21 protein-coding genes and 1 pseudogene are annotated in these 25,246 nt (G+C 72.2%); 9 read left to right on the top strand and 13 right to left on the bottom strand.

Annotated features, from left to right (window positions below):
• Positions 1 to 162: 162 nt before the first annotated feature.
• From QA802_RS02055 to QA802_RS02030, 6 genes are all read right to left on the bottom strand, one after another.
• Positions 163 to 1,254, bottom strand: coding sequence for a glutamate--cysteine ligase 2 (locus QA802_RS02055; RefSeq protein ID WP_334517666.1), 1,092 nt, complete (start codon positions 1,252 to 1,254; stop codon positions 163 to 165).
• A gap of 59 nt (positions 1,255 to 1,313) precedes the next feature.
• The gene (gene glgB, locus QA802_RS02050) at positions 1,314 to 3,518 is read right to left on the bottom strand and encodes a 1,4-alpha-glucan branching enzyme (protein WP_334517664.1); all 2,205 of its coding nucleotides are present in this window, start codon (positions 3,516 to 3,518) and stop codon (positions 1,314 to 1,316) included.
• 5 nt (positions 3,519 to 3,523) lie between these two features.
• Positions 3,524 to 4,894, bottom strand: a complete 1,371-nt coding sequence (locus QA802_RS02045; protein ID WP_334517662.1) for a maltokinase N-terminal cap-like domain-containing protein — start codon at positions 4,892 to 4,894, stop codon at positions 3,524 to 3,526.
• A gap of 28 nt (positions 4,895 to 4,922) precedes the next feature.
• Positions 4,923 to 6,641, bottom strand: coding sequence for a maltose alpha-D-glucosyltransferase (gene treS, locus QA802_RS02040; RefSeq protein ID WP_334517660.1), 1,719 nt, complete (start codon positions 6,639 to 6,641; stop codon positions 4,923 to 4,925).
• A gap of 32 nt (positions 6,642 to 6,673) precedes the next feature.
• Positions 6,674 to 8,629, bottom strand: a complete 1,956-nt coding sequence (locus QA802_RS02035; protein WP_334517658.1) for an alpha-1,4-glucan--maltose-1-phosphate maltosyltransferase — start codon at positions 8,627 to 8,629, stop codon at positions 6,674 to 6,676.
• A 75-nt stretch (positions 8,630 to 8,704) separates the two neighbouring features.
• Positions 8,705 to 9,004, bottom strand: coding sequence for a DUF5133 domain-containing protein (locus QA802_RS02030; protein WP_057581198.1), 300 nt, complete (start codon positions 9,002 to 9,004; stop codon positions 8,705 to 8,707).
• 289 nt (positions 9,005 to 9,293) lie between these two features.
• Here QA802_RS02030 and QA802_RS02025 point away from each other — a divergent pair, with 289 nt between their 5' ends.
• Positions 9,294 to 9,806 (top strand): pep a2, encoded by a 513-nt coding sequence (locus QA802_RS02025; RefSeq protein WP_334517656.1) that lies wholly within the window; start codon positions 9,294 to 9,296, stop codon positions 9,804 to 9,806.
• Between the two features lie 35 nt (positions 9,807 to 9,841).
• Positions 9,842 to 11,956, top strand: coding sequence for a glycogen debranching protein GlgX (gene glgX, locus QA802_RS02020; protein ID WP_334517655.1), 2,115 nt, complete (start codon positions 9,842 to 9,844; stop codon positions 11,954 to 11,956).
• Between the two features lie 74 nt (positions 11,957 to 12,030).
• Here glgX and QA802_RS02015 read toward each other — a convergent pair whose 3' ends face one another.
• Entirely contained in the window at positions 12,031 to 12,834 is an 804-nt protein-coding gene (locus QA802_RS02015) for a VOC family protein (RefSeq protein WP_334517653.1), read from the bottom strand.
• 172 nt (positions 12,835 to 13,006) lie between these two features.
• On the opposite strand from QA802_RS02015, the pseudogene QA802_RS02010 reads away from it, so the two are divergent.
• A pseudogene (locus QA802_RS02010) lies at positions 13,007 to 13,333 on the top strand (ANTAR domain-containing protein); the annotation flags it as partial.
• A gap of 58 nt (positions 13,334 to 13,391) precedes the next feature.
• Here QA802_RS02010 and QA802_RS02005 read toward each other — a convergent pair.
• Positions 13,392 to 14,189 carry a SigB/SigF/SigG family RNA polymerase sigma factor gene (locus tag QA802_RS02005; protein ID WP_334517648.1) on the bottom strand — a complete coding sequence of 266 codons (798 nt, stop codon included), beginning with the start codon at positions 14,187 to 14,189 and terminating at the stop codon, positions 13,392 to 13,394.
• Positions 14,190 to 14,672: 483 nt separating this feature from the next.
• Here QA802_RS02005 and QA802_RS02000 point away from each other — a divergent pair, with 483 nt between their 5' ends.
• Positions 14,673 to 15,194, top strand: a complete 522-nt coding sequence (locus QA802_RS02000) for a hypothetical protein (protein WP_334517647.1) — start codon at positions 14,673 to 14,675, stop codon at positions 15,192 to 15,194.
• Between the two features lie 76 nt (positions 15,195 to 15,270).
• Here QA802_RS02000 and hemC read toward each other — a convergent pair whose 3' ends face one another.
• The 4 genes from hemC to QA802_RS01980 all read right to left on the bottom strand — a co-directional run bounded on the left by hemC (position 15,271) and on the right by QA802_RS01980 (position 18,823).
• Entirely contained in the window at positions 15,271 to 16,206 is a 936-nt protein-coding gene (hemC, locus tag QA802_RS01995; RefSeq protein WP_334517645.1) for a hydroxymethylbilane synthase, read from the bottom strand.
• Between the two features lie 72 nt (positions 16,207 to 16,278).
• Positions 16,279 to 16,743, bottom strand: a complete 465-nt coding sequence (locus QA802_RS01990; RefSeq protein WP_319171546.1) for a GNAT family N-acetyltransferase — start codon at positions 16,741 to 16,743, stop codon at positions 16,279 to 16,281.
• A 178-nt stretch (positions 16,744 to 16,921) separates the two neighbouring features.
• On the bottom strand, positions 16,922 to 17,698 hold the full coding sequence (locus tag QA802_RS01985) for an NPP1 family protein (protein WP_334517642.1): 777 nt from the start codon (positions 17,696 to 17,698) through the stop codon (positions 16,922 to 16,924).
• Positions 17,699 to 17,842: 144 nt separating this feature from the next.
• A complete protein-coding gene (locus tag QA802_RS01980; protein ID WP_334517641.1) occupies positions 17,843 to 18,823 on the bottom strand; it encodes an ATP-dependent DNA ligase in 981 nt (326 codons plus the stop codon).
• Between the two features lie 200 nt (positions 18,824 to 19,023).
• Between QA802_RS01980 and QA802_RS01975 the strand changes: the two genes are divergently transcribed.
• From QA802_RS01975 to QA802_RS01960, 4 genes are all read left to right on the top strand, one after another.
• Positions 19,024 to 19,542, top strand: a complete 519-nt coding sequence (locus QA802_RS01975) for a MarR family winged helix-turn-helix transcriptional regulator (RefSeq protein ID WP_334517640.1) — start codon at positions 19,024 to 19,026, stop codon at positions 19,540 to 19,542.
• Between the two features lie 214 nt (positions 19,543 to 19,756).
• Positions 19,757 to 20,137, top strand: a complete 381-nt coding sequence (locus tag QA802_RS01970) for a DoxX family protein (RefSeq protein WP_306955161.1) — start codon at positions 19,757 to 19,759, stop codon at positions 20,135 to 20,137.
• Complete coding sequence (locus QA802_RS01965; RefSeq protein WP_306955162.1) at positions 20,134 to 20,601, top strand: peroxiredoxin; 468 nt, start codon at positions 20,134 to 20,136, stop codon at positions 20,599 to 20,601. The genes QA802_RS01970 and QA802_RS01965 overlap by 4 nt, the downstream gene beginning before the upstream one ends.
• A 201-nt stretch (positions 20,602 to 20,802) precedes the next feature.
• Positions 20,803 to 23,145 (top strand): SpoIIE family protein phosphatase, encoded by a 2,343-nt coding sequence (locus QA802_RS01960; protein WP_334517634.1) that lies wholly within the window; start codon positions 20,803 to 20,805, stop codon positions 23,143 to 23,145.
• A 90-nt stretch (positions 23,146 to 23,235) separates the two neighbouring features.
• On the opposite strand, the gene QA802_RS01955 is transcribed toward QA802_RS01960, so the two are convergent.
• A complete protein-coding gene (locus tag QA802_RS01955) occupies positions 23,236 to 24,066 on the bottom strand; it encodes an aldo/keto reductase (RefSeq protein WP_334517632.1) in 831 nt (276 codons plus the stop codon).
• A 196-nt stretch (positions 24,067 to 24,262) separates the two neighbouring features.
• Between QA802_RS01955 and QA802_RS01950 the strand changes: the two genes are divergently transcribed.
• Positions 24,263 to 25,243 carry a TauD/TfdA dioxygenase family protein gene (locus QA802_RS01950; protein WP_319171555.1) on the top strand — a complete coding sequence of 327 codons (981 nt, stop codon included), beginning with the start codon at positions 24,263 to 24,265 and terminating at the stop codon, positions 25,241 to 25,243.
• Positions 25,244 to 25,246 lie beyond the last annotated feature (3 nt).

Below are 25,246 nucleotides of genomic sequence, written 5' to 3'. Positions count from 1 at the left end.
GCCCAGGTGAGACCGCTTGTGGCCTGGAACGAATATGTAATCCGCGTTGATGATCTCGGCCGCCGGAGCCGCTGACCGCCCGCCCGGACCGCACGGGCCGCCGACCGTCCGCCCGGACCGGCCCGAGGGCGGAACCGCGTCGTCCGGGGGCGGGGTGCGTGGTCAGACCTGGGTGTGCCGCACGCAGGCGGCGACCACTTCGCGCAGACTGCCGGTGCGCTCCCACACCTCGCGCTGGAGGCGCGCCCCGTTGCCGCGCCGCAGCAGGTCGGTGCACGAGGCGCGGGCCCGCTCCAGGTCCCCGGCGTCCGCCAGCGCGTCCCGGACGTGTTCCAGCAGTGCCCCGACGACCGTCCCGGCGGGCGCGCGCCGCATGGTCGCCGGGTGCAGCAGGTCCCCCGTGAGGCCCGAGCGGGCAGCGCGCCAGCCGGCCAGCCGCAGCAGGCTCACACTGTGGTCCACCGGCTCCCGGCCGGCCTCCAGCTCCCGGGCGGCCGTCTCGACGAGCCCGCGCACCAGCGTGGCGATCAGCACCGCGGTGTCCGCGTGCAGACAGACGTCCGACACGCGCACCTCCACCGTCGGATAGCGCGCCGACAGCCGGGCGTCGAAATAGACCATGCCCTCGTCGAGGATGGTGCCCGTGGCCACCATGTCCGCCACCCGCCGGTGGTAGCGCTCCGCCGAACCGAACAACTCGGTCGGGCCGGCCGACGGCCAGCGCTGCCACACCCGGCTGCGATAGCTGCTGTATCCCGTCTCCCGGCCCTGCCAGAACGGCGAGTTGGCGCTCAGCGCCATCAGCACCGACAGCCAGGGGCGGATACGGTCGACGACCGCGACGCCCTCCTCGTCCGAGCCGACGGACACATGGACATGGCAGCCGCACACCATCTGCTCCTGCGTGGCGATGCCGAACTGCTGCGCCATCCACTGGTAGCGCCCGTTCATGCTGACCGAAGGGCGCACCGGCAGCGGTGACGTGGCGAGCGCCGCCACCGCGCAGCCTGCCGCCCGGGCGTGCCGGGCCGCCTCCCCGCGTATCCGCACGATCTCCGCGCCGAGCTCGTCCATCCCCGACTGCGGATGGGTGGCGAACTCGAGCATCTGGTTGTGCAGTTCCTTCTCGAAGACGTCGTCGCCGCCGTCCTCGCACCGCGCGGCGCGGGCGAGGACGGCGGCGGACAGAGCCCGCGGTTCGCCGGTCTCCGGGTCGACCAGGAGGAGTTCCTCCTCCACTCCCACGGTGCGCACGCGACGTCAGCCCTTCTCTGGGTGGGTGGTACGCACCCGACTGCCCCGTCCGGCCCTGTTCACACGGACGACGGAGCCATCCAGACCGTCGCCAGCGGAGGCAGCGTCAGCCTGAGCTCCCCGTCGCGCGCGGCGACGGCGTCGGGCAGGCCGACGCCGCTGCCGCCGTAGTGCTCGGCGTCGGTGTTGAGCACCTCGCGCCAGGCCGGGACGCCGTCGGGGACGACGAGACGGTAGTCGTGGCGCACCACCGGGGAGAAGTTGCTGACGGCCAGGAGCGGCGCGCCCTGCGCGTCGTACCGAAGGAACGCGAAGACGTTGTCCTCCGCCGCGTCCCCCAGCACCCACCGGAAGCCGGCGGGGTCGGTGTCGCGCTCCCAGAGCGCGGGGGTGGCCCGGTACACGGTGTTCAGGTCGCGCACCAGGTCCTGCACGCCCCGATGGTCGCCCGCCGACGCGTACCCGGCGTCGAGCAGCCACCACTCCGGCCCGTGCGCCTCGGACCACTCCGCGCCCTGCGCGAACTCCTGCCCCATGAACAGCAGTTGCTTGCCCGGATGGGCCCACATGAAGCCCAGGTAGGCACGGTGGTCGGCGCGCCGCTGCCACCAGTCGCCCGGCATCTTGGACACCAGCGCCTGCTTGCCGTGGACCACCTCGTCGTGCGAGATGGGCAGCACGTAGTTCTCGCTGTAGGCGTACACCATCGAGAAGGTCATCTCGTTGTGGTGGTACTTGCGGTGCACCGGCTCCTTGCCGATGTACTGCAGCGAGTCGTGCATCCAGCCCATGTTCCACTTCAGCCCGAAGCCCAGACCGCCGCTGCCCGTGGGCCGGGTCACGCCGTCCCAGGCGGTGGACTCCTCGGCGATCGTCACGACGCCCGGGTTGCGGCGGTACACCGTCGCGTTCATCTCCTGGAGGAACGCCATGGCGGCCAGGTCCTCACGCCCGCCGAACACGTTGGGCGTCCACTGCCCGGAGTCGCGCGAGTAGTCGAGGTAGAGCATCGAGGCGACGGCGTCCACCCGCAGGCCGTCGATGTGGAACTCCTCGCACCAGTACGTGGCGTTCGCCACCAGGAAGTTGCGCACCTCGACCCGGCCGAAGTCGAACTCGTACGTCCCCCAGTCGGGATGCTCGGCCCGCCGTGAGTCGCCGGGCTCGTACAGCGGTTCCCCGTCGAAGCGGCCGAGCGCCCAGTCGTCCTTGGGGAAGTGCGCCGGCACCCAGTCCACGATCACGCCGATGCCGGCCCGGTGCAGCGCGTCCACCAGGTACTTGAAGTCGTCCGGGGTGCCGAGCCGGGCGGTGGGCGCGTAGAAGCCGGTGACCTGGTAGCCCCAGGAACCCGAGAACGGGTGCTGGGCGACCGGCATGAGCTCCACATGTGTGAAGCCGAGATCCCGTACATAGGCGGGCAGTTGCTCGGCGAGCTCCCGGTACGTCAGGCCAGGCCGCCAGGACGGCAGATGGACCTCGTACACGGAGAACGGGGCGACGTGCACGGGGACGTCGCCCCGGTGCGCCATCCAGTCCCCGTCCGACCACTCGTAGTGCGAGGCGTGCACGATCGACGCCGTGTCCGGCGGCACCTCGGCGCGCCGGGCCATCGGGTCCGCCTTGAGGAACCGGTCCCCGTGCCGCGAGGTGATCTCGAACTTGTAGCGGGCGCCCTCGCCGATCCCCGGCAGGAACAGCTCCCACACCCCGGACGCGCCGAGCGACCGCATCGGGAAGGCCGTCCCGTCCCAGAAACAGAAGTCCCCCGCGACCCGCACCCCCTGCGCGTTGGGCGCCCACACGGTGAACCGGGTGCCGAGCACCCCCTGATGGGCCATCGGCTCGGCGCCGAGCGCCTTCCACAGCTCCTCGTGCCGCCCCTCCCGGATCAGGTGCAGATCGAGGTCGCCCAGGGCCGGCAGGAACCGGTACGGATCGTCCACCTTGTGCTCGGCGCCCTCGTACGACACCAGCAGCGTGTACGCGGGCACCGCGTCGAGCGGCAGCACCAGGGCGAAGAGGCCGTCGCCCTCCGAGACCAACGGCGTGGGATCGCCGTGGATCACCACGCTCACGGCGTCGGCGAAGGGCCGCAGCGTCCGGAAGAGGATCCCGCCCGGCACCGGGTGCGCGCCGAGCAGCGCGTGCGGATCGTGGTGGGAGCCCGAGAGCAGCCGTCCGCGGTCGCCCGCGTCGAGCGCGGGCGCCGTACGCGGGCGGGGGCCGGCCGATTCGGGCGGAGAGGTGTCACGCAGGGCCACAGGGGTCAGCCTCCTCGGACGGCGAGTCGTTCGATCGCCGCCATGGGTACGGGCAGCCAGTCGGGTCGGTTACGGGCCTCGTACAGCACTTCGTACACGGCTCGGTCCGTCTCGTAGGCACGCAGCAGGGCATGTTTCTTCCGGGGGTCCCAGCCCGCGCGGGCCGCGTAGCCCGCGCAATAGGCCTCCCGGCAACGCCGCGCCCACTCCGGTCGCCACGGGCGGCGCTGGCGGGCGGCGTAGTCGAAGGAGCGCAGCATTCCGGCGATGTCCCGGACCGGGGAGTGGGCGCTGCGCCGCTCGGCCAGCGGACGGGACGGCTCGCCCTCGAAGTCGATGACGAACCAGTCGCGTCCGGCGCGCAGGACCTGCCCGAGGTGCAGGTCGCCGTGGATGCGCTGGGCGGGCGGACCCGCGTCGCACGCCGACAGCGCGCCGAACGCGGTGGTGAGGCCCGGCACGAACGGCCGCAGCGCCGGCACGTGGTGCGCGGCCGCCTCCAGCCGCTCGGTCATCGCGGCCGCCGTGCGCCCGTCCTCGGCGTCCGGACCGGCCGGAAGGGCCGCGGCGAGCGCGAGATGGACGTCGGCGGTGGCCCGCCCCAGCTCCTCGGCCTCCGCCGTGAAGTCCTCGCCGCGGGAGAGCGCGCGCAGCGCCAGCGTCCAGCCGTCCGAGGCGTCGGGCAGGAACGGCTGCAGCACGCCGAGCGTCGCCTCCTGCGGATGGGTCGTGCGGAACCACGCCACGGGTGCGGGCACCCGCCCGCACCCCTGCCCGGCCAGCGCGACCGGCACCTCCAGATCGGGGTTCACCCCGGGCTGGACACGCCGGAAGATCTTCAGGATGAACGCGTCCCCGTACACCAGGGAGGTGTTGGACTGCTCGGCCTCCAGCAGGCGCGGCGCGAGCCCCGGAGGCAGCGACACGGACGGGTCCGAATCGAAGGTCAACGGGCCGAGCGTGCCGGGGTGCCGCATCCGCTCCAGGAGCAGATGCGCCGACCGCGGGTCCTGGATCGCGTCATGGACGGTCAGCCCGGCGAGCGGCCCCTCCTCCACCCTGCCGATCAGCGCCCGCCCCAGCCGCGGTGACAGATGCTCCTGGAGGCCGAGGAGCAACTGGTAGCAGTCGCCGGCCGGGGGAGTGCCGCCGGGCGTCGGGACGCCCGACTGGCCGGCGTGCACCAGCAGATGCAGACAGCCCGGATACAGCTCGGTCATCGACAGCATGCGCAGGTCGGTGATCGGGCGGTCCTTGCCGGCGAACCAGCGCTGCCGGGGCAGCCACTCGCGCAGCAGCGCGCCGAGCGGCCCCGCGGAGCGGACGCCGCTCGCGCCACCCGGGCGCAGGGGTGCGGTCTTCGCGGTCTTCGTCACGGTGACCCATCCTTTCCTCGGCGCACGCTCACGGGCGGTGGCCGGTCCGGGACGCGGCTCTGGTGAGCCGGAACCAGTAGAAGCCGTGGCCGGCGAGGGTGAGCAGGTAGGGGAGTTCGCCGACGGGCGGGAAGCGGACTGTGCCGAAGAGTTCGACGGGGTAGCGGCCGTGGAAGCGGCTGAGGTCGAGTTCGGTGGGTTGGGCGAAGCGGGAGAAGTTGTGGACGCACAGGACGAGGTCGTCGTCGTGTTCGCGCAGGAAGGCGAGGACGGCGGGGTTGGAGGAGGGGAGTTCGGTGTAGGTGCCGAGGCCGAAGGCGGGGTTCTGTTTGCGGATCTCGATCATGCGGCGGGTCCAGTGCAGGAGCGAGGAGGGCGACGACATGGACGCCTCGACGTTGGTGACCTGGTAGCCGTAGACGGGGTCCATGATGGTGGGCAGGGAGAGGCGGCCGGGGTCGCAGGAGGAGAAGCCGGCGTTGCGGTCGGGTGTCCACTGCATGGGGGTGCGGACGGCGTCGCGGTCGCCGAGCCAGATGTTGTCGCCCATGCCGATCTCGTCGCCGTAGTAGAGGATCGGGGAGCCGGGCAGGGAGAGCAGGAGTGCGGTGAAGAGCTCGATCTGGTTGCGGTCGTTGTCGAGGAGGGGTGCGAGGCGGCGGCGGATGCCGATGTTGGCGCGCATACGCGGGTCTTTGGCGTATTCGGCGTACATGTAGTCGCGTTCTTCGTCGGTGACCATTTCGAGGGTGAGCTCGTCGTGGTTGCGCAGGAAGATGCCCCATTGGCAGGTGGCGGGGATGGCGGGGGTCTTGGCGAGGATCTCGGAGACGGGGTGGCGTGATTCGCGGCGGACGGCCATGAAGATGCGGGGCATGACGGGGAAGTGGAATGCCATGTGGCATTCGTCGCCGCCGGAGGTGTAGTCGCCGAAGTAGTCGACGACGTCCTCGGGCCATTGGTTGGCCTCGGCCAGGATCACGGTGTCGGGGTAGTGCGCGTCGACCTCTTTGCGGACCCGCTTCAGGAACTCGTGCGTGGCCGGCAGGTTCTCGCAGTTGGTGCCCTCCTCGGCGTAGAGGTAGGGCACGGCGTCCAGGCGGAACCCGTCGATGCCCAGGTCCAGCCAGAACCGGAGGGCGGCCAGGATCTCCTCCTGCACGGCCGGGTTCTCGTAGTTGAGATCCGGTTGGTGGGAGAAGAAGCGGTGGAAGAAGTACTGCTTGCGGACGGGGTCGAAGGTCCAGTTGGAGACTTCGGTGTCGACGAAGATGATGCGGGCGTCGGCGTACTGTTTGTCGTCGTCGGCCCACATGTAGTAGTCGCCGTAGGGTCCGTCGGGGTTGTTCCGGGATTCCTGGAACCACGGGTGCTGGTCGCTGGTGTGGTTCATGACGAAGTCGATGATGACGCGCATGCCGCGTTGGTGGGCGGCGTCGACGAATTCGACGAAGTCGGCGAGGTCGCCGAATTCGGGAAGGACGGCGGTGTAGTCGGAGACGTCGTATCCGCCGTCACGCAGGGGTGATTTGAAGAAGGGCGGGAGCCAGAGGCAGTCGACTCCGAGCCATTGCAGGTAGTCGAGTCTGGCGGTGATGCCTTTGAGGTCGCCGATGCCGTCGCCGTTGCTGTCCTGGAAGGAGCGGACGAGGACCTCGTAGAACACGGCGCGTTTGAACCACTCGGGATCGCGGTCTTTCGCGGGCGTGTCCTCGAAGGTGTCCGGAACGGGTTCGTTGACGGTCATGGCGGTCTGGGGCCTCCGATCGGCAGGGTGGTTCACCGGACGTGGAACACGTGGGCAGGGGTCCGACCGGGCTCCAGGCGCACGTAGTTCGTCCTGCCCCAGGCGTACGTGGCACCGGTCAGCTCGTCGTGTACGGACAGGATCGCGTCGTGCTCCACGCCGAGTTGCGGCATGTCCAACGAGACCGTGGCCTCCTGGGTGTGGTGGGGGTCGAGGTTGACGACCACCAGAACCGTGTTCGATCCCTCGCGCTTGCTGTACGCGATGACGGAGGGGTTGTCCGTGCCGTGGAACCGGAGGTTGCGCAGTCGGTGGAGGGCGGGGTTGGCGCGTCGGATGGTGTTGAGGCGGGTGATGAGGGGGGCGATGGTGCGGCCCTCGCGTTCGGCTGCCTCCCAGTCGCGGGAGGTGAGCTGGTACTTCTCGGAGTCGAGGTATTCCTCGCCGCCCTCGCGCAGGGGGGTGTTCTCGCAGAGTTCGTAGCCGCTGTACACGCCCCAGGTGGGGGAGAGGGTGGCGGCCAGGACGGCGCGGGCCTCGAAGGCGGGCCGGCCGCCGTGCTGGAGGTGGGCGGGCAGGATGTCGGGGGTGTTGGCGAAGAAGTTGGGCCGCATGTACGAGGCGGCCTGCCCCGACAGCTCGGTGAGGTACTCGGTCAGCTCGTCCTTGGTGGTACGCCAGGTGAAGTACGTGTAGGACTGCTGGAAGCCGATCTGGGCGAGGGCGTGCATCATCGCGGGCCGGGTGAACGCCTCGGCCAGGAAGATCACGTCGGGGTCGGCGCCGTTGATCTCGGCGATGACGCGTTCCCAGAACACCACGGGTTTGGTGTGGGGGTTGTCGACGCGGAAGATCCGCACGCCGTGGCCCATCCAGTGCCGCAGCACCCGCACGGTCTCGGCGATCAGGCCCTTCATGTCGGCGTCGAAGGCGACGGGGTAGATGTCCTGGTACTTCTTCGGCGGGTTCTCGGCGTGGGCGATGGTGCCGTCGGGGCGGTGGTGGAACCACTCGGGGTGCTTGTCGACCCAGGGGTGGTCGGGGGAGCACTGCAGGGCGAAGTCGAGGGCGATCTCCAGGCCGAGCGCGCGGGCCTGCCCGACGAACCGGGCGAAGTCGTCCAGGGTGCCCAGTGCGGGGTGGACGGCGTCGTGGCCGCCTTCGGGGGAGCCGATCGCCCAGGGCACGCCGACGTCGTCGGGGCGTGCGTCGAGGGTGTTGTTGCGGCCTTTGCGGAAGGTGGCGCCGATGGGGTGGACGGGGGGGAGGTAGACGACGTCGAAGCCCATCGCGGCGATCGCTGGGAGCCGGCGGGCGGCGGTGCGGAACGTGCCGTGGGGCTGCTCGGGGGTGCCCTCGGAACGGGGGAAGAACTCGTACCAGGCCCCGTACAGGGCGCGTTCGCGTTCCACCAGCAGCGGCAGCGGCTCCGACGCGGTCACCAGCTCCCGCAGCGGAAACCGCGCCAGCACCTCGTCCACCTCCGGCGTCAACGCCGCCGCGTAGCGCTCGGCCACCGAGGTCGAGTCGTCCAGCAGCTTCTTCGCCGTCTCCCGCAGCAGGGTGCGCTGCGGACCGCGCGGAGCCCGGGCGGCCGCCTTCCCGTGGAGCAGGCCGCCCTCCTCCAGGACCAGTCCCGCATCGATCCCCGCCGGGATCTTGATCGCCGCGTTGCGGCGCCAGGTGGTGATCGGGTCGCTCCACGCCTCCACCGTGAAGGTCCAGCGGCCCAGGGCCTCCAGGGCCACGTCGGCGCCCCAGCGGTCGGTGCCGGGGGCGAGCTCACGCATCGGCGTCCAGGGCCCACGGGCGCCCTCCGGGCTCTTGAGGACCACGTTGGCGCCGATGGCGTCATGGCCCTCGCGGAACACCGTCGCGGAGATCCGCACCGTCTCACCGACCACGGCTTTCGCCGGCCGCCTGCCGCATTCCACACGCGGTTCGACATCCCGTACCGGGATCCGGCCGATCGCCCTGGTGGACTTCAACTCTGCACCTCCGCTGACTGAAAATGGCTTCGCTCGCCCGGTGTTGGGCGAACGGACCTGCACCGCCGCGGACGGCTACGTCTCCGCGGGCAGACAGGGAAGGGGACGCGTCACGGTGAGCCGTGCCGCGCCGTTCCTCAGGTTCGCGCCCCGGCGCTCGCGGTGGCGGGCGGCCGTGCCGGCGCGCAGATACTGCTCCGCGGCGTCCGCGGCCTCCCGGGCGCACCGCTTGCCCATCAGCACGCACAGCGTGTATCCGCAGTCCTCGAAGGCGGCCCGCGCGGTGCGGTCCTCGGGGTGCGCGAGCATGGCCCGCTCCCAGGACCGGAAACTGCGCAGGGTTCTGGCGACTTCGGTCTTCGCTGGTTGCAGCATCGCGCTGGTCACCTTCCGGGAGTTCACGAGGTACGCCGCTCGAGACGAGCGGGTCGGCCCTTTCCGCAGAGGTGCGAAAACGTCCAACCTCCCGAGGCCTTCACTTATGGTGCACGGCGCATCACCCAACGTCCTGTTGGATCTTGATTGTGGTGTGCTCGTGTTGCACGAATGGCGTAGCAGCCCCACTGTGGTTGTGACTCTGAAGCGATTACCGCTCACGCTTCGTGTCGGTGGCCCGTCCGTCGGGCCGGCAGAAGCGGAGCCTCGCCGGTGAGGAGCGAACGAGATGAAGACCGCAGTCCCCTGCTACTACCACCTGGATGTGGACGTCAGTGCGGAACGCGTCGGACAGGTCAGGCGCATACTGGCCGCACACCTGAACCACTGGGACCTCCAGACGCTCGTCGAGCCCGTCTGCCGCGGCGCCGTGATGCTGCTGGAGGCCATCGACGAGCACGCCACGGACAAGCACACGTCGATCGAGATGTGGTGGAACGGCCAGCATCTGATCACGGCCCTCGGGGGCGACGACCGCCATCTGCGCCCCGATCAGGACCTGCGGGCCTGCCTGGAGCGCATCGCCGCGATGAGCGACGGCTGGGGCTGCTGCTCCACCGACACCGGCAGCAAGGTCATCTGGTTCTCCCAGCGTGCCCGCTCGGGCGAGCGCAAGCCGCTGGTGCCGACCCGGCCGGCGCCCGACCTGCGCGAGGGCCGCAAGGTGCCCCGCGCGCTGCCGATGGCCGTCGTGGCCGCCCCGGCCGCCGAGGAACCGCGTGTCCTGGTGGCCGCCCCGTGACGTCACGGCGCCATCGGACGGATCGCCGTGCAGGGGTGCCCGCCTGGAGCGGGCACCCCTACCCGCTGGGCGCCGACTTCGACGGGCAGGGCACCAACTTCGCGCTCTTCAGCGAGGTCGCCGAACGCGTCGACCTCGTCCTCGTGGACGACGACGGCGACGTCCGCGAAGTCCCGCTGACCGAGGTCGACGGCTTCGTCTGGCACGCGTATCTGCCCGGCGTCGGCCCCGGGCAGCGGTACGGCTACCGGGTGCACGGGCCGTGGAACCCGTCCTGCGGCCACCGGTGCAACCCGGCGAAGCTGCTCCTCGACCCCTACGCGCGGGCCGTCGACGGCCAGATCGACAACCACGCCTCGCTGTTCGAACGGGCCGGCGACCGGCCCGACCCGGCGGACAGCTTCGGTCACACGCTGCTGGGCGTGGTCATCGATCCCGCGTTCGACTGGGGCGACGACGCACCGCCCCGCCGTCCCTACGCCGACACGGTGATCTACGAGGCCCATGTCCGCGGCCTGACCCGGACCCACCCCGACGTCCCGCCCGCCCTGCGCGGCACCTACGCCGGGCTCGCCCACCCCGCGGTGACCGGGCACCTGACCTCGCTGGGCGTGACGGCGATCGAGCTGATGCCCGTGCACCAGTACGTGCAGGACGGCGTGCTGCGGGACCGGGGCCTGTCCAACTACTGGGGCTACAACACGATCGGCTTCTTCGCCCCGCACAACGACTACGCCGCCCACGGCGTCCGCGGCCGGCAGGTCGACGAGTTCAAGGGCATGGTCAAGGCGCTGCACGCGGCCGGGCTCGAGGTGATCCTCGACGTGGTCTACAACCACACCGCCGAGGGCAACGAGAAGGGCCCCACGCTCTCCTTCCGCGGCATCGACAACGCCTCCTACTACCGGCTCGTGGACAGCGACTGGGCGCACTACTACGACACCACCGGCACCGGCAACAGCCTGCTCATGCGGCACCCGCACGTACTGCAACTGATCATGGACTCGCTGCGCTACTGGGTCACGGAGATGCACGTCGACGGCTTCCGCTTCGACCTCGCGGCCACGCTGGCCCGGCAGTTCCACGAGGTGGACCGGCTCTCGGCGTTCTTCGACCTCATCCAGCAGGACCCGGTGATCAGCCGTGTCAAACTCATCGCCGAACCGTGGGACGTCGGCGAGGGCGGCTACCAGGTGGGCAACTTCCCGCCCCTGTGGTCGGAGTGGAACGGCCGCTACCGTGACGCCGTACGCGACTTCTGGCGCGCCGAGCCCGGCTCGCTGGGCGAGTTCGCCTCCCGCCTGACCGGCTCCTCCGACCTGTACGCCCACAGCAGGCGCCGCCCGCGCGCCAGCGTCAACTTCGTCACCGCGCACGACGGTTTCACGCTGCGCGACCTGGTCTCGTACAACGACAAGCACAACGAGGCCAACGGCGAGGACAACCGCGACGGCGAGAGCGACAACCGCTCCTGGAACTGCGGCGTCGAGGGACCCACGGAGCGTCCCGGGGTGCTCGCCCTGCGGGCCAGGCAGCAGCGCAACCTGCTCGCCACGCTGCTGCTGTCGCAGGGCATTCCGATGCTCTCCCACGGCGACGAACTCGGCCGCACCCAGGGCGGCGACAACAACGCCTACTGCCAGGACAACGAAGTGTCCTGGATCGACTGGCGGTTGTCCGACGAGCAGCGGGACCTCCTCGGTTTCTGCCGGCGTCTGATCGCCCTGCGCGCCGATCACCCGGTGCTGCGGCGGCGGCGCTTCTTCCGCGGCGAGACGGTCACCCACGCGGGGCAGCCGCTCCCCGACCTGGTCTGGCTGCGGCCCGACGCGAGCGAGATGACGGACGGCGACTGGCTGCGCCCCGACGCGCACAGCGTCGGCGTCTTCCTCAACGGCGACGCGATCGCCGAACCCGGCCCGCGCGGCGGGCCCGTCGTGGACGACTCGTTCCTGCTGCTGTTCAACAGCTACTGGGAGCCGGTCGTCTTCCGGCTGCCCGACGCCGCCCACGGCGAACGCTGGACGGTGTGCGCCGACACCGTCGAGCCGGACGGCGGTCCGGACGAGACGGAGTACAAGGCGGGCGCGGAGGTCACGCTGGAGGCCCGCAGCCTCCTCGTCCTGGCACGGCCCCCGCGCCGCTCGTGACGGCCTCTGCGCGGCTCGCGGGCTCGTGGCGGCCTCGGTGCCGCTGGTAGCGGACCCGGGGCTGGGCGGCGGGCTCAGCGTTCGCGGCGCGAGGTCACCGTGAACTGGGCCCCGTCGGGGTCCCGCAGCACCGCTTCCTCGGCCTTCTCGCGCAGCACCGAGCCGCCGTGCTTCTCCGCGGCGCGCGCGCAGGCCGACACGTCCGCCACGGCGAAGTGGACCTGCCAGTGCGGGCGGATGGTCGGGTCCGGCGCCGCCTCGAGCGCCCCGGACTCGATGCGGGCGACGACGTCGCCGCGGTTGCGCAGCCAGACCTCGCCGGACTCGTAGTGGACCTGGCAGGCGCCGGGGCGGTCGGTGGCCCAGTCGAGGATCTCGCCGTAGAAGATGGCGGAGTCGAAGGCGTCGCGCGTGTGCAGCCTGATGAAGGCGGGCGCCGCCTGCCGCCAGGCCTCCCAGTTGCCGATCAGCTCGCCCTCCCAGACGCCGAACGTCGCGCCGTCCCGGTCGGCCAGCAGCGCCGCCCGGCCCGGTGGGAGCGAGATGGGCCCCACGGCCACCGTCCCGCCCCGCTCGCGGGCCCGGGAGGCGGCCTCGTCCGCGCTGGGCACCGCGAAGTACGGCGTCCACGCGACCGCCATCTGCCACATCGAGGCGACCGCCGCGATCCCCGCGACCGGCACGCCGCCGACCAGGGCGGTACGGAAGTGGTCGCCCAGCGTGCCCCGCAGCCACTTCCAGCCCAGCACCGCCCCGTAGAAGTCCTGGGTGGCCTCCAGGTCCCGGCTGGTCAGGCTCACCCAGCAGGGAGCACCGAACACGGAGTGTGTGGTGACGGTTCCCCGAGCGCCGGGGGCGGATGTCGGACGACGGTTCATGGCACTCGCGTTCCTGGTCTGTCGGCGGCGGGTCGGTCGCGCGGGCCGCCGGGGAGCGGGTCGCGTGGCGGGCGGCTCCGGGCGGGCGGTTCCGGGCGTGCGGTTCTGTTACCAGTGTCCGGCCGACCCGGTCCCGGCCGCCTGCCGAGCGACCCGGTGGCACGATGGAGTGATGGGACGAGTACCGCGCACATCCCGTGACGAAACGGCCCTGATCTTCGCGCTTCAGGAGGAGGTCGAGCAGCTGAAGGAGGCCGTCGCCTCCCACGCGGTGGTCGACCAGGCCATCGGAGTGGTCGTGGCGCTGGGGCGGCTGACCCCCGACGAGGGGTGGGTCGTGCTCAAAGAGGTCTCCCAGCACACCAACGTCAAGCTGCGCAGCGTGGCCGAGCTGATCCTCCTGTGGGGGCGCCGGGGGGAGTTGCCTCCGGACATCCGGGCCGTACTGGAGGACGTCCTGGACCGGCACGGCCCCACCCAGGTCCCCGGCGCTCCCCCGTCGGAGCAAGACGGGCCCGCCCGCGCGCGGGGTCGGTCGCCCTCTCCCGTGCGCCGGGTCAGGCGGCCTCCGCCTCGGCGCTGATCTCCTCGCGCAGCCGCTCGAAGCAGCCGCTCAGCAGGCGGGAGACGTGCATCTGGGAGATGCCGAGCTGTTCCGCGATGCTGCTCTGCGTCATCCCCACGAAGAACCGCAGGTACAGGATGGTCCGTTCGCGTTCCGGCAGGGCCCGCAGGCAGGGCGCCGCGGCCACCCGGTCGACGACCGTGTCGTAGCCGGGGTCGGGGTCGCCGAGCGCGTCCTCGAGCGCGTAGCCGTCGGTGCCGGGCAGCTCGGCCTCCAGTGACAGCGCGGAGAAGCACTCCAGGGCCTCGGCGCCGGTGCGCACCTCGTCCTCGGTCAGCTGGGCGTACGCGGCGATCTCGGCGATCGTCGGCGGCCGGCCGGGAATGGTCTGCGACAGCTCCTTGCCGGCGTGCCGTACCCGGTTGCGCAGGTCCTGGACCCGGCGCGGCACGTGCAGCGTCCACATGTGGTCGCGGAAGTGACGTTTGATCTCGCCGGTGATCGTGGGCACCGCGTACGCCTCGAAGGCGCGCCCGCGGTCGGGGTCGTAGTGGTCGACCGCCTTGACCAGCCCCAGCGCCGCGACCTGGTAGAGGTCCTCGAGGGCCTCGCCGCGGCCGCGGAAGCGGACGGCGATCCGCTCGGCCATGGGAAGCCAGAGGGTGACCAGTTCGTCCCTGAGCGCCCGGCGCTCGGGCCCGTCGGGCAGTCCGGCGAGCCGTGCGAAGGACTCGCCCGTGTCCGGGGCGTCGTCATGGGGGTGCTGCTTGGTTCGGACGGTGGTACGCATCAGGCGCACCTCCCTCACGAGGATGCCGGTGAAAGGGCGGACATCGTGGGAATCGCGTACTCGGGCGGGCGGCCGGAAAGCACCCGGGACCGGGCCGACCTCGCGGCGAGCCCCACGGACGTGCCTCCAGTCCGAAGCACTGACCTGCTGATGCCCGCGATGAAACTCCTTAAACAGTTTTACCCCATTTGTAGCAATATATGGCAGCTCATCTCCGGGGCTCCTGGCGGCCGTCGCGCCCGGCATCGCCACGGGCTCCTGCCGGTCGTCCCGCCGGGCCGGCGGACCCGCTGATCTTGTCCGCGACGTGATGTGCGGCACGCCGTCGGCAAGCCCTTTCGGACCCGTCGGCGGATAGTGCCTGCGCACGGCTTGATCAGCGATCAAAGGGGGTGAACCCCCTGGCCACAGCGCATTCCGCTCATTTGACAGTGCGATCGGCGCACGGATAGGAAGCAGCCGGTAGAAGTCGAGAGGTGCACCGTGTACGAGCCGAACGTGGTCGGGGACTGGCAGGAGTACGACGAGCATGCCGGTCTGCGGGTCCGCGTCCACCGCCTGGAGCAGAGCGAGCCGCCGCGGGGGCGCGACGACGCCGCCGAGGGCCTGACGTACTTCTGTCTGCGGGTGACGGTCGAGAACCGCGGCGAAGGCCACTCGACGATCCACCTCGAGGACGGCCAGATCGACGTACGGCTCGGCCCGGACGGCGAGAGCGCGTTCATCGACTGGCGCAACTCGCAGTTCATCGAGGGCTTCGACGTCTACCCCCTGCGCCGGGCCACCGCCGTGCTGTACGCGGCGGGAGCCGAGGCGTCCCTGAAGCAGGTGGACGTCCAGATCCAGCTGCGGGTGGACGACGACTGGGCCGACCGCCGGCTGTGGAGCGGCGGCATCGGACTGCAGGAGGGCTCCGGCGGCGCCGCGCCCGGCGCGGGACGCGAGAGCCTGGCCCGTCAGGTCAGCAACTTCCTGCGCGACCAGGCCGAAGAGGGCACCGCCTGACGGCCGCAGCCCTCCGCTCCGGCCGCCGCCCCCGTGCCGCGCTTCGGCCGTCTCCCGCGCTCCGGTCGTCGTGCGGTCAGTGCGGGATGCCGTCGATGATCTCCCGGGCGCCCTGGCGCAGCAGCGCCACCGCCACCGACGTGCCGAGCGTCGCCGGGTCGAGACGGCCCGCCCACTCGTGGGCGTTCAGCCGGGTCTTGCCGTCCGCAGTGAACACGCAGGCCCGCAGGGACAGTTCACCGCTACGGTCCACCCGGGCGAAGCCCGCGATCGGGCTGTTGCAGTGCCCCTGGAGCACATGCAGGAACATCCGTTCCGCCGTGGCCTCCCGGTGGGTGGCCGGATCGCCCAGTCCGCTCACCGCGTCGATGAGGTCGGCGTCGCCCTCGCGGCACTGCAGGGCGAGGATGCCCGCGCCGATCGGCGGCATCATCGTCTCCGTCGACAGCACCTCGCTGATCACGTCGCACCGGCCGATGCGCTCCAGGCCGGAGACCGCGAGCAGCAGCGCGTCCGCCTCGCCCGCCGCGAGCTTCTCCAGGCGCCGGTTGGCGTTGCCGCGGAACGGCACGCACTCCAGGTGCGGGTGGGTGGCGGCGAGCTGGGCGATCCGGCGCACCGACGAGGTGCCGACGCGCGTCCCGTCCGGCAGTTCGTCCAGGGTGAGGCCGCCGGGGTGGATCAGGGCGTCGCGGATGTCGTCGCGCCGCAGGAACGCGGCGAACACGGTGCCCGCGGGCAGCGGCCGGTCGGCGGGGACGTCCTTGACGCAGTGCACCGCGAGGTCGGCCTCGCCGGCCAGCAGTGCGGCGTCGACCTCCTTGGTGAACGCGCCCTTCCCCTCGACCAGGGACAGGTCTCCCATCCACTTGTCGCCGGTGGTCCTCACGGGTACGACCTCGGTGCGCACACCGGGGTGGAGAGTGGTCAACTCCGCACGCACCCGCTCCACTTGGGCCAATGCCATGGGCGAGTCGCGGGAGACGATGCGGATCAGTTCCGGAACGGACATGCGGGACACGATAGACCCTCACGGCTCATGCCCCGCTAAACTCGCGGTTTCGCCCGGCGGCTCCGCCCGGCGTCAGGGGTTCACCCGCAGACTGAAGCGCCGCTTGTCCGCGCCGAGGGCGCCGCGCCTGGCGTAGAAGCGGATCGCCCCTTCGTTCCAGACGGGCGTCTGCCACTGCACCTCGGCCAGTCCTCTGCTGCGGGCCTCGGCCGCGACCGCGTCCATCAGCAGGGCGCCGATGCCCAGGCCCCGACGGTCGGGCGTCAGGAACAGGCAGTCCATGTGCAGGTACTCGCGGCCCTCCCAGGTGGAGAGTTCGGGCGCGCAGGTGGCGTAGCCGACGATCTCGCCGTCGGGCAGTTCGGCGACGAGACAGCAAAGGCGGGGCGGCGTCGCGTCGAAGAGGAGTCCCGCGAGGCGCTGGGCGAGGTCGGGCACCGGAGGGTCGGCCCGCTCGTACTCGGCGTGCTGGGCCGTGAGTTCGGCGACCCGCGGCAGATCGGCCCGTTCGGCGTGCCGCACCCGGGCGGCGATCACCTGACCGTCCCCTCGGCCGTGTCCGCCCTCATCGGATGCCGGGCGGGGGCGTGCGGCGCCTGCGCGGATACCACCGTGGGGAGTTCCTCATGAAGATCCATCCGGTCATCATGCCCGCCCGGACGGCCCCGGACGCCACATCCGGGGCCGAACCCTGTCGGGGGACTTTCGAAACGTCCTATGCGTCGGGGTCGAAGGCGATCCCCGGGGGCAGGGCCTTCGTCAGGTGACCGGCGAAGCTGTCGTCCCGCAGGCCGAAGTGGGCGCTGCCGAAGTCGTAGGAGGCGAGCTTGTCGCGCAGGCCCGCCGGGTAGCCGTTCCAGCCGACCAGCGGCGGGTACTGCCAGGTGCCCCGGTGGTTCTCCGGCGGCTCGTCGCCCGAGCCCGCGGTCCGGAAGCAGTGCGTGCTGATGCCGTCCTTGTGGTAGACGACCTTCGCGTGGGCGCCCTCGAAACGCACCGAGGACGCCGCGTGCACGGTGAACGAGCCGTGGTTGGACGTCGATACGTACTGGACCAGGCCGTCTCGCACCCAGACCACGACGTGCTCCCAGTCGTGCCGGTGCCCGCCGAGGCTGACGCCCGGGAGGGCCTGGTCCTTCTCGAAGTACAGCCCGTAGAGGTAGGCGCACCAGCCGTTGTCGCACTTGTGGCGCGAATAGGCGTTGGTGGAGGCGAGGTCGGAGGCGTCGCGGCAGTTGCCGTTGAGCGCGCCCGTCGGCTTCAGCCCGCCGTTGACCGTGCCGTCCGGGCCGATCGCGGCGGTGGAGTAGCACCCGTCCGTGTCGTAGTCGAAGGCGGGCTGGTACGCCAGTTCGCCGGCCTCGGCGTTCTGCGGCAGCGCCGGGGGAGGCGCGGCGAACGCGGTGGCGGGGACGGCGAGGACGAGTGCGGCGGCACCGGCGAGTCCGGTGAGCCATCTCCCGCGGTGGGCCTTGAATCTGCGTGACGGCACGGAGTTCTCCCTCGGTATGCGGGCGCAGCCGAACGGCTGTGGGGGAAAAGGGAGTTCAGCTTCCTCGGTTTTGAGTTCCGCGCCAAGAGGTGCGCAAGGTGTTCGTGGCGGAGGACGGCCGCGCGGCCGGGCGTCCGGTGCGGGTCAGGCGGAAGTGTCCGGAAGATCGGCCGCCGACTCCTGCGGCGTCAGGTCCGGTCGCAGCCGCAGCCAGGACGGCTGGCGCAGCAGCCCGGCCCGGGTACGGGTGCTGTAGCGGACCTCGCCGACCAGTCGGGGCACGACCCAGTGCGCGCCCGGCGCCTGCGGCACGGCGTCGAAGGGGCAGGCGTCGGTCGCGGCGGCCCGCAGCAGCGCGGCGAGTTCGGCGCGCTCGGCCTCGCTCCAGCCGGTGCCCACCCCGCCCACGTAGCGCAGCCCCGTCGCGGCGCGCTGCCCGACGAGGACGGCGCCGGGCAGTCCGGTCAGCCGGCCCTTGCCGGGGAGCCAGCCGCCCACCAGGACGTCCGCGACACGCATGTTCCGGATCTTGATCCACGCCCGGGAGCGCACACCCGGCTCGTAGGGGGAGTCCAGCCGTTTGCAGACCAGTCCCTCGAGGCCGTGCGCCCGGGTCGCCTCCAGGGCCTCGCGCCCGTGGCCCACCAGTGCGCCGGGCGTCGACCAGCAGGGCCCGTCCAGCGTGAGCGCCTCGAGGCGGGCCCGGCGCCGGGTGTACGGCAGGGGCAGCAGCGAGCGCCCGCCGAGATGCAGCACGTCGAACAGGACCAGGTGGACGGGCGCCGCCGCGGCCAGCCGCGCGGCCTTCCCCGGCGCCTGCACCAGCCCCATCCGGGACTGCAGCAACTGGAAGTCGGCGCGGCCCCCTTCGTCCAGGGCGAGCACCTCCCCGTCCAGCACCGCCGGCGTGCGGCCGAGCGCCTCGCCCAGCGGCCACAGCTCCGGATACGCGCCGGTGATGTCCTCACCCGAACGGGCCCGCAGGACGATGCTCCCGTCGCCGGCGAGGTACGCCACGGCTCGCTGGCCGTCCTGCTTGGTCTCGTAGGCCCACCGGGCGTCCTGGGCGGCGGGCGGCAGCCGGCCCGGGGTGGCGAGCATGGGGGCGATGCGCGGGAGGCTCACGGGTGAGGTGTGGACGCGTACGGACCGCCGCACGCGAAAGCCGCGCCGGTTTCGCCCGAACGGCGCTGCGCCGGCGCCGGGCCGGTCGCTGGGGGTCAAGGGGGATCGAGGGGATCGCTGTCCCGCGCGCGGAGCCCGTCTCCAGCTCCCGCCCGCGCACATTTACTTGAGTTACGCAACAATATGGTAAAGTGGATCCCATGCCCACCGAACCGCTCCAGCCGCCTTCCGTCGCGTCCCCGGAGGTGATCGAGATCGAGCGTGCGCTCACTCGCGTCACCTATCTGAGCACCCGAGCCCGCGCGCACGACCGGCTCATGGCGATCGCGGGCATCCCCCTGGACCGCGCGGCCGTGGCTGTGCTGCGGCAGGTCGCCGAATCCGAGCCGCAGCGGCCGGGGGAGCTGGCCCAGCGCCTGGGCGTCGAGGCCTCCCACGTGACCCGCACCGTGCAGCAGCTCCAGAAGGCCGGATACGTCACCCGGGTGCCCGACCCCGACGACCGCCGCGCCCAGCGCATCCAGCTCACCGAGACCGGCCGCGCCGCCGTCGCCCGGGTCCGTGACGCCGGCGCCCGGGGGCTGCAGCTGGCGCTGAGCGACTGGGACCGGGAGGACCTGGGCCGCCTCGCCGCCCTCTTCCACCGGATGGCCGACGACTTCCTCTCGTACGCCGCCGACGACGAGAGCGAACAGTCCGGACAGGCCCTGCGCGCCTGACGCCCGGGCGCGCGACCGGCCCGGCGGCGGCGGGAACCGGCTGGGAGGCGTGCCGAGGGCCGACGTGCCGGGCTCCCCTTGGGCGCGCACCTGGCCCGGCCGTCAACCTCGTTCTCGCCAGGGCCGGTTGGGGTGCCGCGCTTCGGTGACCCCGATGCCGGACCACGGTCTACCGTCCAGTAATGTCGGCCGCCAGGTCGTCCGAGGAGGAACCGTGTCCAGGTCCGAACGCTCACCCCTGCTGCTGGCGGGCCTGCTCGCCACCGCCGGTGTCGCGCACTTCGCCGCGCCGCGCTCCTTCGACGCGACCGTCCCGCGCGCGCTGCCCGGTTCGCCCAGGGCCTGGACGTACGCCAGCGGCGTGGCCGAGCTGGCCCTGGCGGCGGGAGTGGCCCTGCCGCGGACCCGCAAGGCGGCGGCGCTCGCCACGGCCGCGTTCTTCGTCGGCGTCTTCCCGGCGAACGTCAAGATGGCGTGGGACTGGCGGCACCGTCCCACCGCGCTCAAGGCCGCCGCCGTCGGGCGGCTGCCGCTGCAGGCCCCGCTCGTGATGTGGGCCCGCAGCGTCGCGAACGGCACGGAGGGACAGGCATGAGCAAGGCTCCGGAGACGGGCGACCTCGTCGAGGACTTCGCCCTGAAGGACGAGACCGGCACCCTGCGCAGCCTGACCGGGCTGCTCGCCGACGGGCCGGTGGTCCTCTTCTTCTACCCCGCCGCCCTGACCCCGGGCTGCACGGCCGAGGCCTGCCACTTCCGCGACCTCGCCGCGGAGTTCGCCGCCGTCGGGGCGCAGCCCGTCGGCGTCAGCGGGGACTCCGTCGACCGCCAGCAGGAGTTCGCCGACCGGCACACCCTCGGCATGCCGCTGCTGTCCGACGAGGACGGGGCGGTGCGGGAGCGGTTCGGTGTGAAGCGCGGCTTCTCGCTGGCGCCGAACAAGAGGGTCACCTACGTCATCGGGCAGGACCGCACCGTCCTGGAGGTCGTGCGCAGCGAACTGCGCATGAACACCCACGCCGACCGCGCCCTCGACGCGCTGCGCGCCCGCCGGGCCTGACAGGGCCCGCGGAGCCGACGGGGCGGCGGGGCGCGCCGGGCCGCCTTCACGCTGAGGGCGGCGCGGGTAGCACAAGCGGTACGGACGGCACAGGCGGTGCGGGCGAGCGCCGGGGCCCGGGGCGGAAGGCCGCCGGGGCCGTCCCGTCCCACCGGCCCGTCGCGGTTGATGCGCCGGGCCAAAGGGACCATTCTGGACGACATGGAGCAAGTCGTCGCTGCGGCGGTCATCGATGCCGACGGCATCGTGACGGCCTGGAGCGAGGGTGCCCGTCTGCTGACGGGCCATCCGGCCGAGGAGGCCGTGGGCCGGACGGCGGTCGACCTGCTCGCCGAGGAGCTGCCACGGCGCGCGGACGGCGAGTGGACCGGCCCGGTCGTCGTGCGCCACCGCGACGGCCACCCCGTCACCCTCACCGTCACGGCCTGCCCGGTGCTCGGCCCCGACGGCCTGCGCACCGGGTACACCCTCAGCGCCCAGCGGCCCGCAGTCCCCGAGCCGACGCTGGCCGGGCGGGCCTTCCAGCAGGCCTCCATGTCGATGTCCGTCTTCGACCCCCAGCAGCACTATCTGCGGCTGAACGACGTCGCCTGCAAGGTCATGGGCGTCTCCGAGGACGTCCTGCTCGGCCGCCACTTCCCGGACACCGTCGAGGAGGCCGTGCACAGCCGGGGCTTCAACTGGCACCTGCGCCACGTCGCCGAGACCGGCCGCCCGATCCGCTACGAGAGCTTCACCGGGGCCCCCTCCCTCAACCGCGAGCACGCCTGGACCACCGAGATGTGGCCCGTGAAGGACACGTCCGGCGCGGTCACGGCGGTCGCTCTGGCCGCGTTCGACAGCACCGAGCAGTACCTGGCCCGCCAGCGGCTGACCCTGCTGAACGAGGCCGCGGCCTCCATCGGGACCACCCTGGACGTGGTCCGCACCACCGAGGAAGTGGTCGAGCTCCTCGTCCCCCGGTTCGCCGACTTCGTCAGCGTCGACCTCCTGGACTGGGTGCTGGGCGCCGACGAGCCGCCACCCGTTCCGACCGGCGAGGTCGTGCTGCGCCGGGTCGCCCACGGCTCCGCCCACGAGGGCACCCCCGAGGCCGCCGTCCGGCTCGGCGAGACCGACGTCCATCCGCCCTTCAGCCCGCCCGCCCGCGCCCTGCGGGAGGGACGTGCCGTGCGCATCCAGGCGGGCGAGCCCGATTTCATGCACTGGCTCGTCGAACGCAACGCGCGCGCTCCCGAGGGCCGCCGTTTCCGCAGCGGCGTCCACTCGGTGATCTCGGTGCCCCTGCGGGCCCGCGGCACCACCCTGGGTGTCCTGGTCGGCGTCCGCATCGCCCATCCCGACGACTACGAGGACGACGACGCCGTCTTCGCCGAGGAACTCGCGAGCCGCGCCGCGGTCTGCATCGACAACGCCCGCCGCTTCGCCCGCGAACGCACCACCGCCCTCGCCCTCCAGCACAGCCTGCTGCCCCGCGGCCTGCCCGGCCAGGCCGCCGTCGAGGTGGCCCACCGCTATCTGCCGAGCGGCTCCACGGCCGGCATCGGCGGCGACTGGTTCGACGTCATCCCGCTGTCCGGCAGCCGGGTCGCCCTGGTCGTGGGGGACGTCGTCGGACACGGCATCCCCTCCTCGGCGACCATGGGACGGCTGTGCATGGCCGTGCGCACCCTGGCCGACGTGGATCTGCCGCCCGACGAACTGCTGACGCATCTCGACGACCTCGTCACCCATCTGGCGGCCTACGACGAAGGCGGCGACGACGTCGCCGAACTCGGCGCCACGTGCCTCTACGCCGTATACGACCCCGTCAGCCGCCGCCTCACCGTCGCCGCCGCAGGCCATCCCGCGCCCGCCGTCGTCCTGCCCGACGGCACCGCGCAGCTGGTCCGTATGACGCCGGGCCCTCCACTCGGCGTGGGTGGCCTGCCCTTCGAGGCCGTCGAGCTGGAACTGCCCGAGGGCTCGGTCGTCGCCCTCTACACGGACGGCCTGATCGAGGGCCGCGACCGTGACGTCGACCGTGCCACCGGCGAACTGTGCAGCGCCCTCACCGCGCCCACCGCCTCGCTCGACGCGCTCTGCGACAGCGTGCTCAAGGCGATCCTGCCGGAGGAGCCCGGCGACGACGTCGCCCTCCTGCTCGCCCGCACCCGCGCCCTCGGCGCGGACCGGGTGGCGACCTGGGACGTCGTCCCGGATCCCGCCCATGTGGCCGAGACCCGGCAGGCCGCCACCGAACAGCTGACCGCCTGGGGTCTGGAGGAGGCCGCCTTCGTCACCGAACTCGTGGTCAGCGAACTCGTCACCAACGCCATCCGCTACGGCGCGACGCCCATCCAGCTCCGTCTGATCCGCGACCGCAGCCTCATCTGCGAGGTCTCCGACGGCAGCTCCACCTCGCCCCATCTGCGCCGCGCCCACGCCTTCGACGAGGGCGGACGCGGCCTGCTGCTCGTCGCGCAGCTCACCCAGCGCTGGGGCAGCCGGCAGACCGACCGGGGCAAGACGATCTGGGCGGAGCAGTCGCTCGACCCCGGCTGACACAGCCGACCACCTCCCGCCCGGGGCGGTGAGCTCCGCCCGGCTCGCCCCGTGCGGGGTGCGGCGGGTGTCGGGGGCGGATGTACGTGCTCAGAACTCCTCGTGGACCTCGGGGTCGCCGCCGAGCCGCCGGTGGGCCCGGCCGGCCACGGCCGCCATCTGCGCGGGGCTGAGCTCGAAGCCGACGACGTCGAGATTGGCGCGCCGGCGCTCGGGGCTGGAGGACTTCGGGATGGGGACCGCGCCGAGCTGGAGGTGCCAGCGCAGCACCACCTGGCCGGGGGTCACGCCCAGCGCCTCGGCGACCATGACGACGGCCGGGTCCGCCAGCAGCGTGGAGCCACGGCCCAGCGGGCTCCAGCTCTGCGTGCGGACGCCCTTCGCCTCGTGGAAGGCGCGCAGCTCGTCCTGCGGGAAGAGCGGGTGCAGCTCGATCTGGTTGACGGACGGCAGCACCCCGGTCTCCTTCTCCAGCCGCGCCAGATGCGCGGCGGTGAAGTTGGATACGCCGATCGACCGGACCAGGCCGTCGTCGCGGAGCTTGATCATGGCCCGCCAGGAGTCGACGAACCTGTCGACCCGGGGCAGCGGCCAGTGGATCAGGTACAGGTCCACATAGTCGAGCCCGAGCCGCCCGCGGGACTCCTCGAAGGAGGCGAGCGTCTCCTCGTACCCGTGATGGCGGCCGGGCAGTTTGGTCGTCACCACGATCTCCTCGCGCGGCACCCCGGCCCGGGCGACACCACGGCCGACACCCGTCTCGTTGCGGTAGTTCGTCGCTGTGTCGACGAGGCGGTAGCCCAGTTCCAGCGCCTCGGCCACCGCCTCCGTCGCCTCCGCGTCGTCCATCGGCCAGGTGCCCAGCCCCAGGGCGGGGAGCGTCGTGCCGTCGTTGAGCGTGTACTCCGGGATGTCGATCACGATGGAGCCTTCCCTCGACCGGGTCGTGCGTGCTCCCCCCAGCCTCACGGACGGGGGCCGGGTCGATCAACCGGAGCCGGCCCGCCGTCCGCCCCGTCCCGCCCGGGTCCGGTCCGGTCCGGGGCACTGTCGCCACACCGCTGTTTCGCTGTCACGATCTTCCCTGGAGCGGTAGCCGACGACGAGCGGAGCGGGCATGACGACGGACTTCGACAGCCGGACGGGCGATGAGGCCGCGAGAGCGGCCGGCGTGCGGGTGCGACCCGTCGCCGGGCACATCGGCGCCGAGATCGACGGCGTCGACCTGGCCGCAGGCCTCGACGACGCGCAGACCGCCGCGATCCGGGCGGCGATGCTGCGCTGGAAGGTGGTGTTCTTCCGCGGGCAGCGCCTGGACCACACGGCGCATGTCGCGTTCGCCCGACGGTTCGGCGAACCCGTCGTACCGCGCCGGCGCGGCAGCGCCTCACCGCCGGACTTCCCGGAGATCGAGACGACCGCCGACCGGCTCGAACTGGGCGGCAGGTTCGGCATGGAGCACGAGGAGTGGCTCCGGCGCCGACGGCACACCCTGCTGCGCGGCTGGCACTGCGACCACGGCGCCCGTATCGACCCGCCGGCCGCGACGATCCTGCGCGCCGAGACCGTGCCGCCCTACGGCGGCGACACGACCTGGTCCAACCTCGCCGCGGCCTACGCCGGACTCTCCGCGCCGGTAGGGGAGTTCGTGGCCGGGCTGCGCGCCGAGCACCGGCTCGGCGTCGGCTACCAGCCCCGCCCCGGCGACGATGCCTACGTCCGCCACCTGCTCGACCACCAGGTCGCCTCCGTCCACCCCCTGGTACGCGTCCACCCGGAGACCGGCGAGCGGGTGCTGTACGTCAACGGCTACTACCTCGAGCAGATCGCCGATCTCTCCCGCGCGGAGAGCCGGGCGATCCTGGACATGCTGCTGGAGGAGGCGACCCGCCCCGAGTACACGGTCCGCTTCCGCTGGGAACCGGGCAGCGTGGCCTTCTGGGACAACCGCGCCACCATCCACCTCGCGCCGAGCGACAACGCGCATCTGGGCTTCGAGCGCACCATGCACCGGGTGATGCTCACCGGTGACATCCCCGTCGGGGTGGACGGCGAGCCGTCGCGGGCGGTGACGGGAACCGAGCCCGGCCTCTGGTGAGCG

The sequence above is a fragment of the Streptomyces sp. B21-105 genome (assembly GCF_036898465.1).
Classification (GTDB): domain Bacteria; phylum Actinomycetota; class Actinomycetes; order Streptomycetales; family Streptomycetaceae; genus Streptomyces.
This window is presented reverse-complemented; position numbering and strand designations above follow the sequence as displayed.

Coding starts and splice junctions, on each gene's coding strand:
- treS (WP_334517660.1), bottom strand. CDS start 6,641: ATGACCGTCAACGAACCCGTTCCGGACACCTTCGAGGACACGCCCGCG.
- QA802_RS02030 (WP_057581198.1), bottom strand. CDS start 9,004: ATGCTGCAACCAGCGAAGACCGAAGTCGCCAGAACCCTGCGCAGTTTC.
- QA802_RS02025 (WP_334517656.1), top strand. CDS start 9,294: ATGAAGACCGCAGTCCCCTGCTACTACCACCTGGATGTGGACGTCAGT.
- QA802_RS02015 (WP_334517653.1), bottom strand. CDS start 12,834: ATGAACCGTCGTCCGACATCCGCCCCCGGCGCTCGGGGAACCGTCACC.
- QA802_RS02005 (WP_334517648.1), bottom strand. CDS start 14,189: ATGCGTACCACCGTCCGAACCAAGCAGCACCCCCATGACGACGCCCCG.
- hemC (WP_334517645.1), bottom strand. CDS start 16,206: ATGTCCGTTCCGGAACTGATCCGCATCGTCTCCCGCGACTCGCCCATG.
- QA802_RS01975 (WP_334517640.1), top strand. CDS start 19,024: ATGCCCACCGAACCGCTCCAGCCGCCTTCCGTCGCGTCCCCGGAGGTG.
- QA802_RS01965 (WP_306955162.1), top strand. CDS start 20,134: ATGAGCAAGGCTCCGGAGACGGGCGACCTCGTCGAGGACTTCGCCCTG.
- QA802_RS01960 (WP_334517634.1), top strand. CDS start 20,803: ATGGAGCAAGTCGTCGCTGCGGCGGTCATCGATGCCGACGGCATCGTG.
- QA802_RS01950 (WP_319171555.1), top strand. CDS start 24,263: ATGACGACGGACTTCGACAGCCGGACGGGCGATGAGGCCGCGAGAGCG.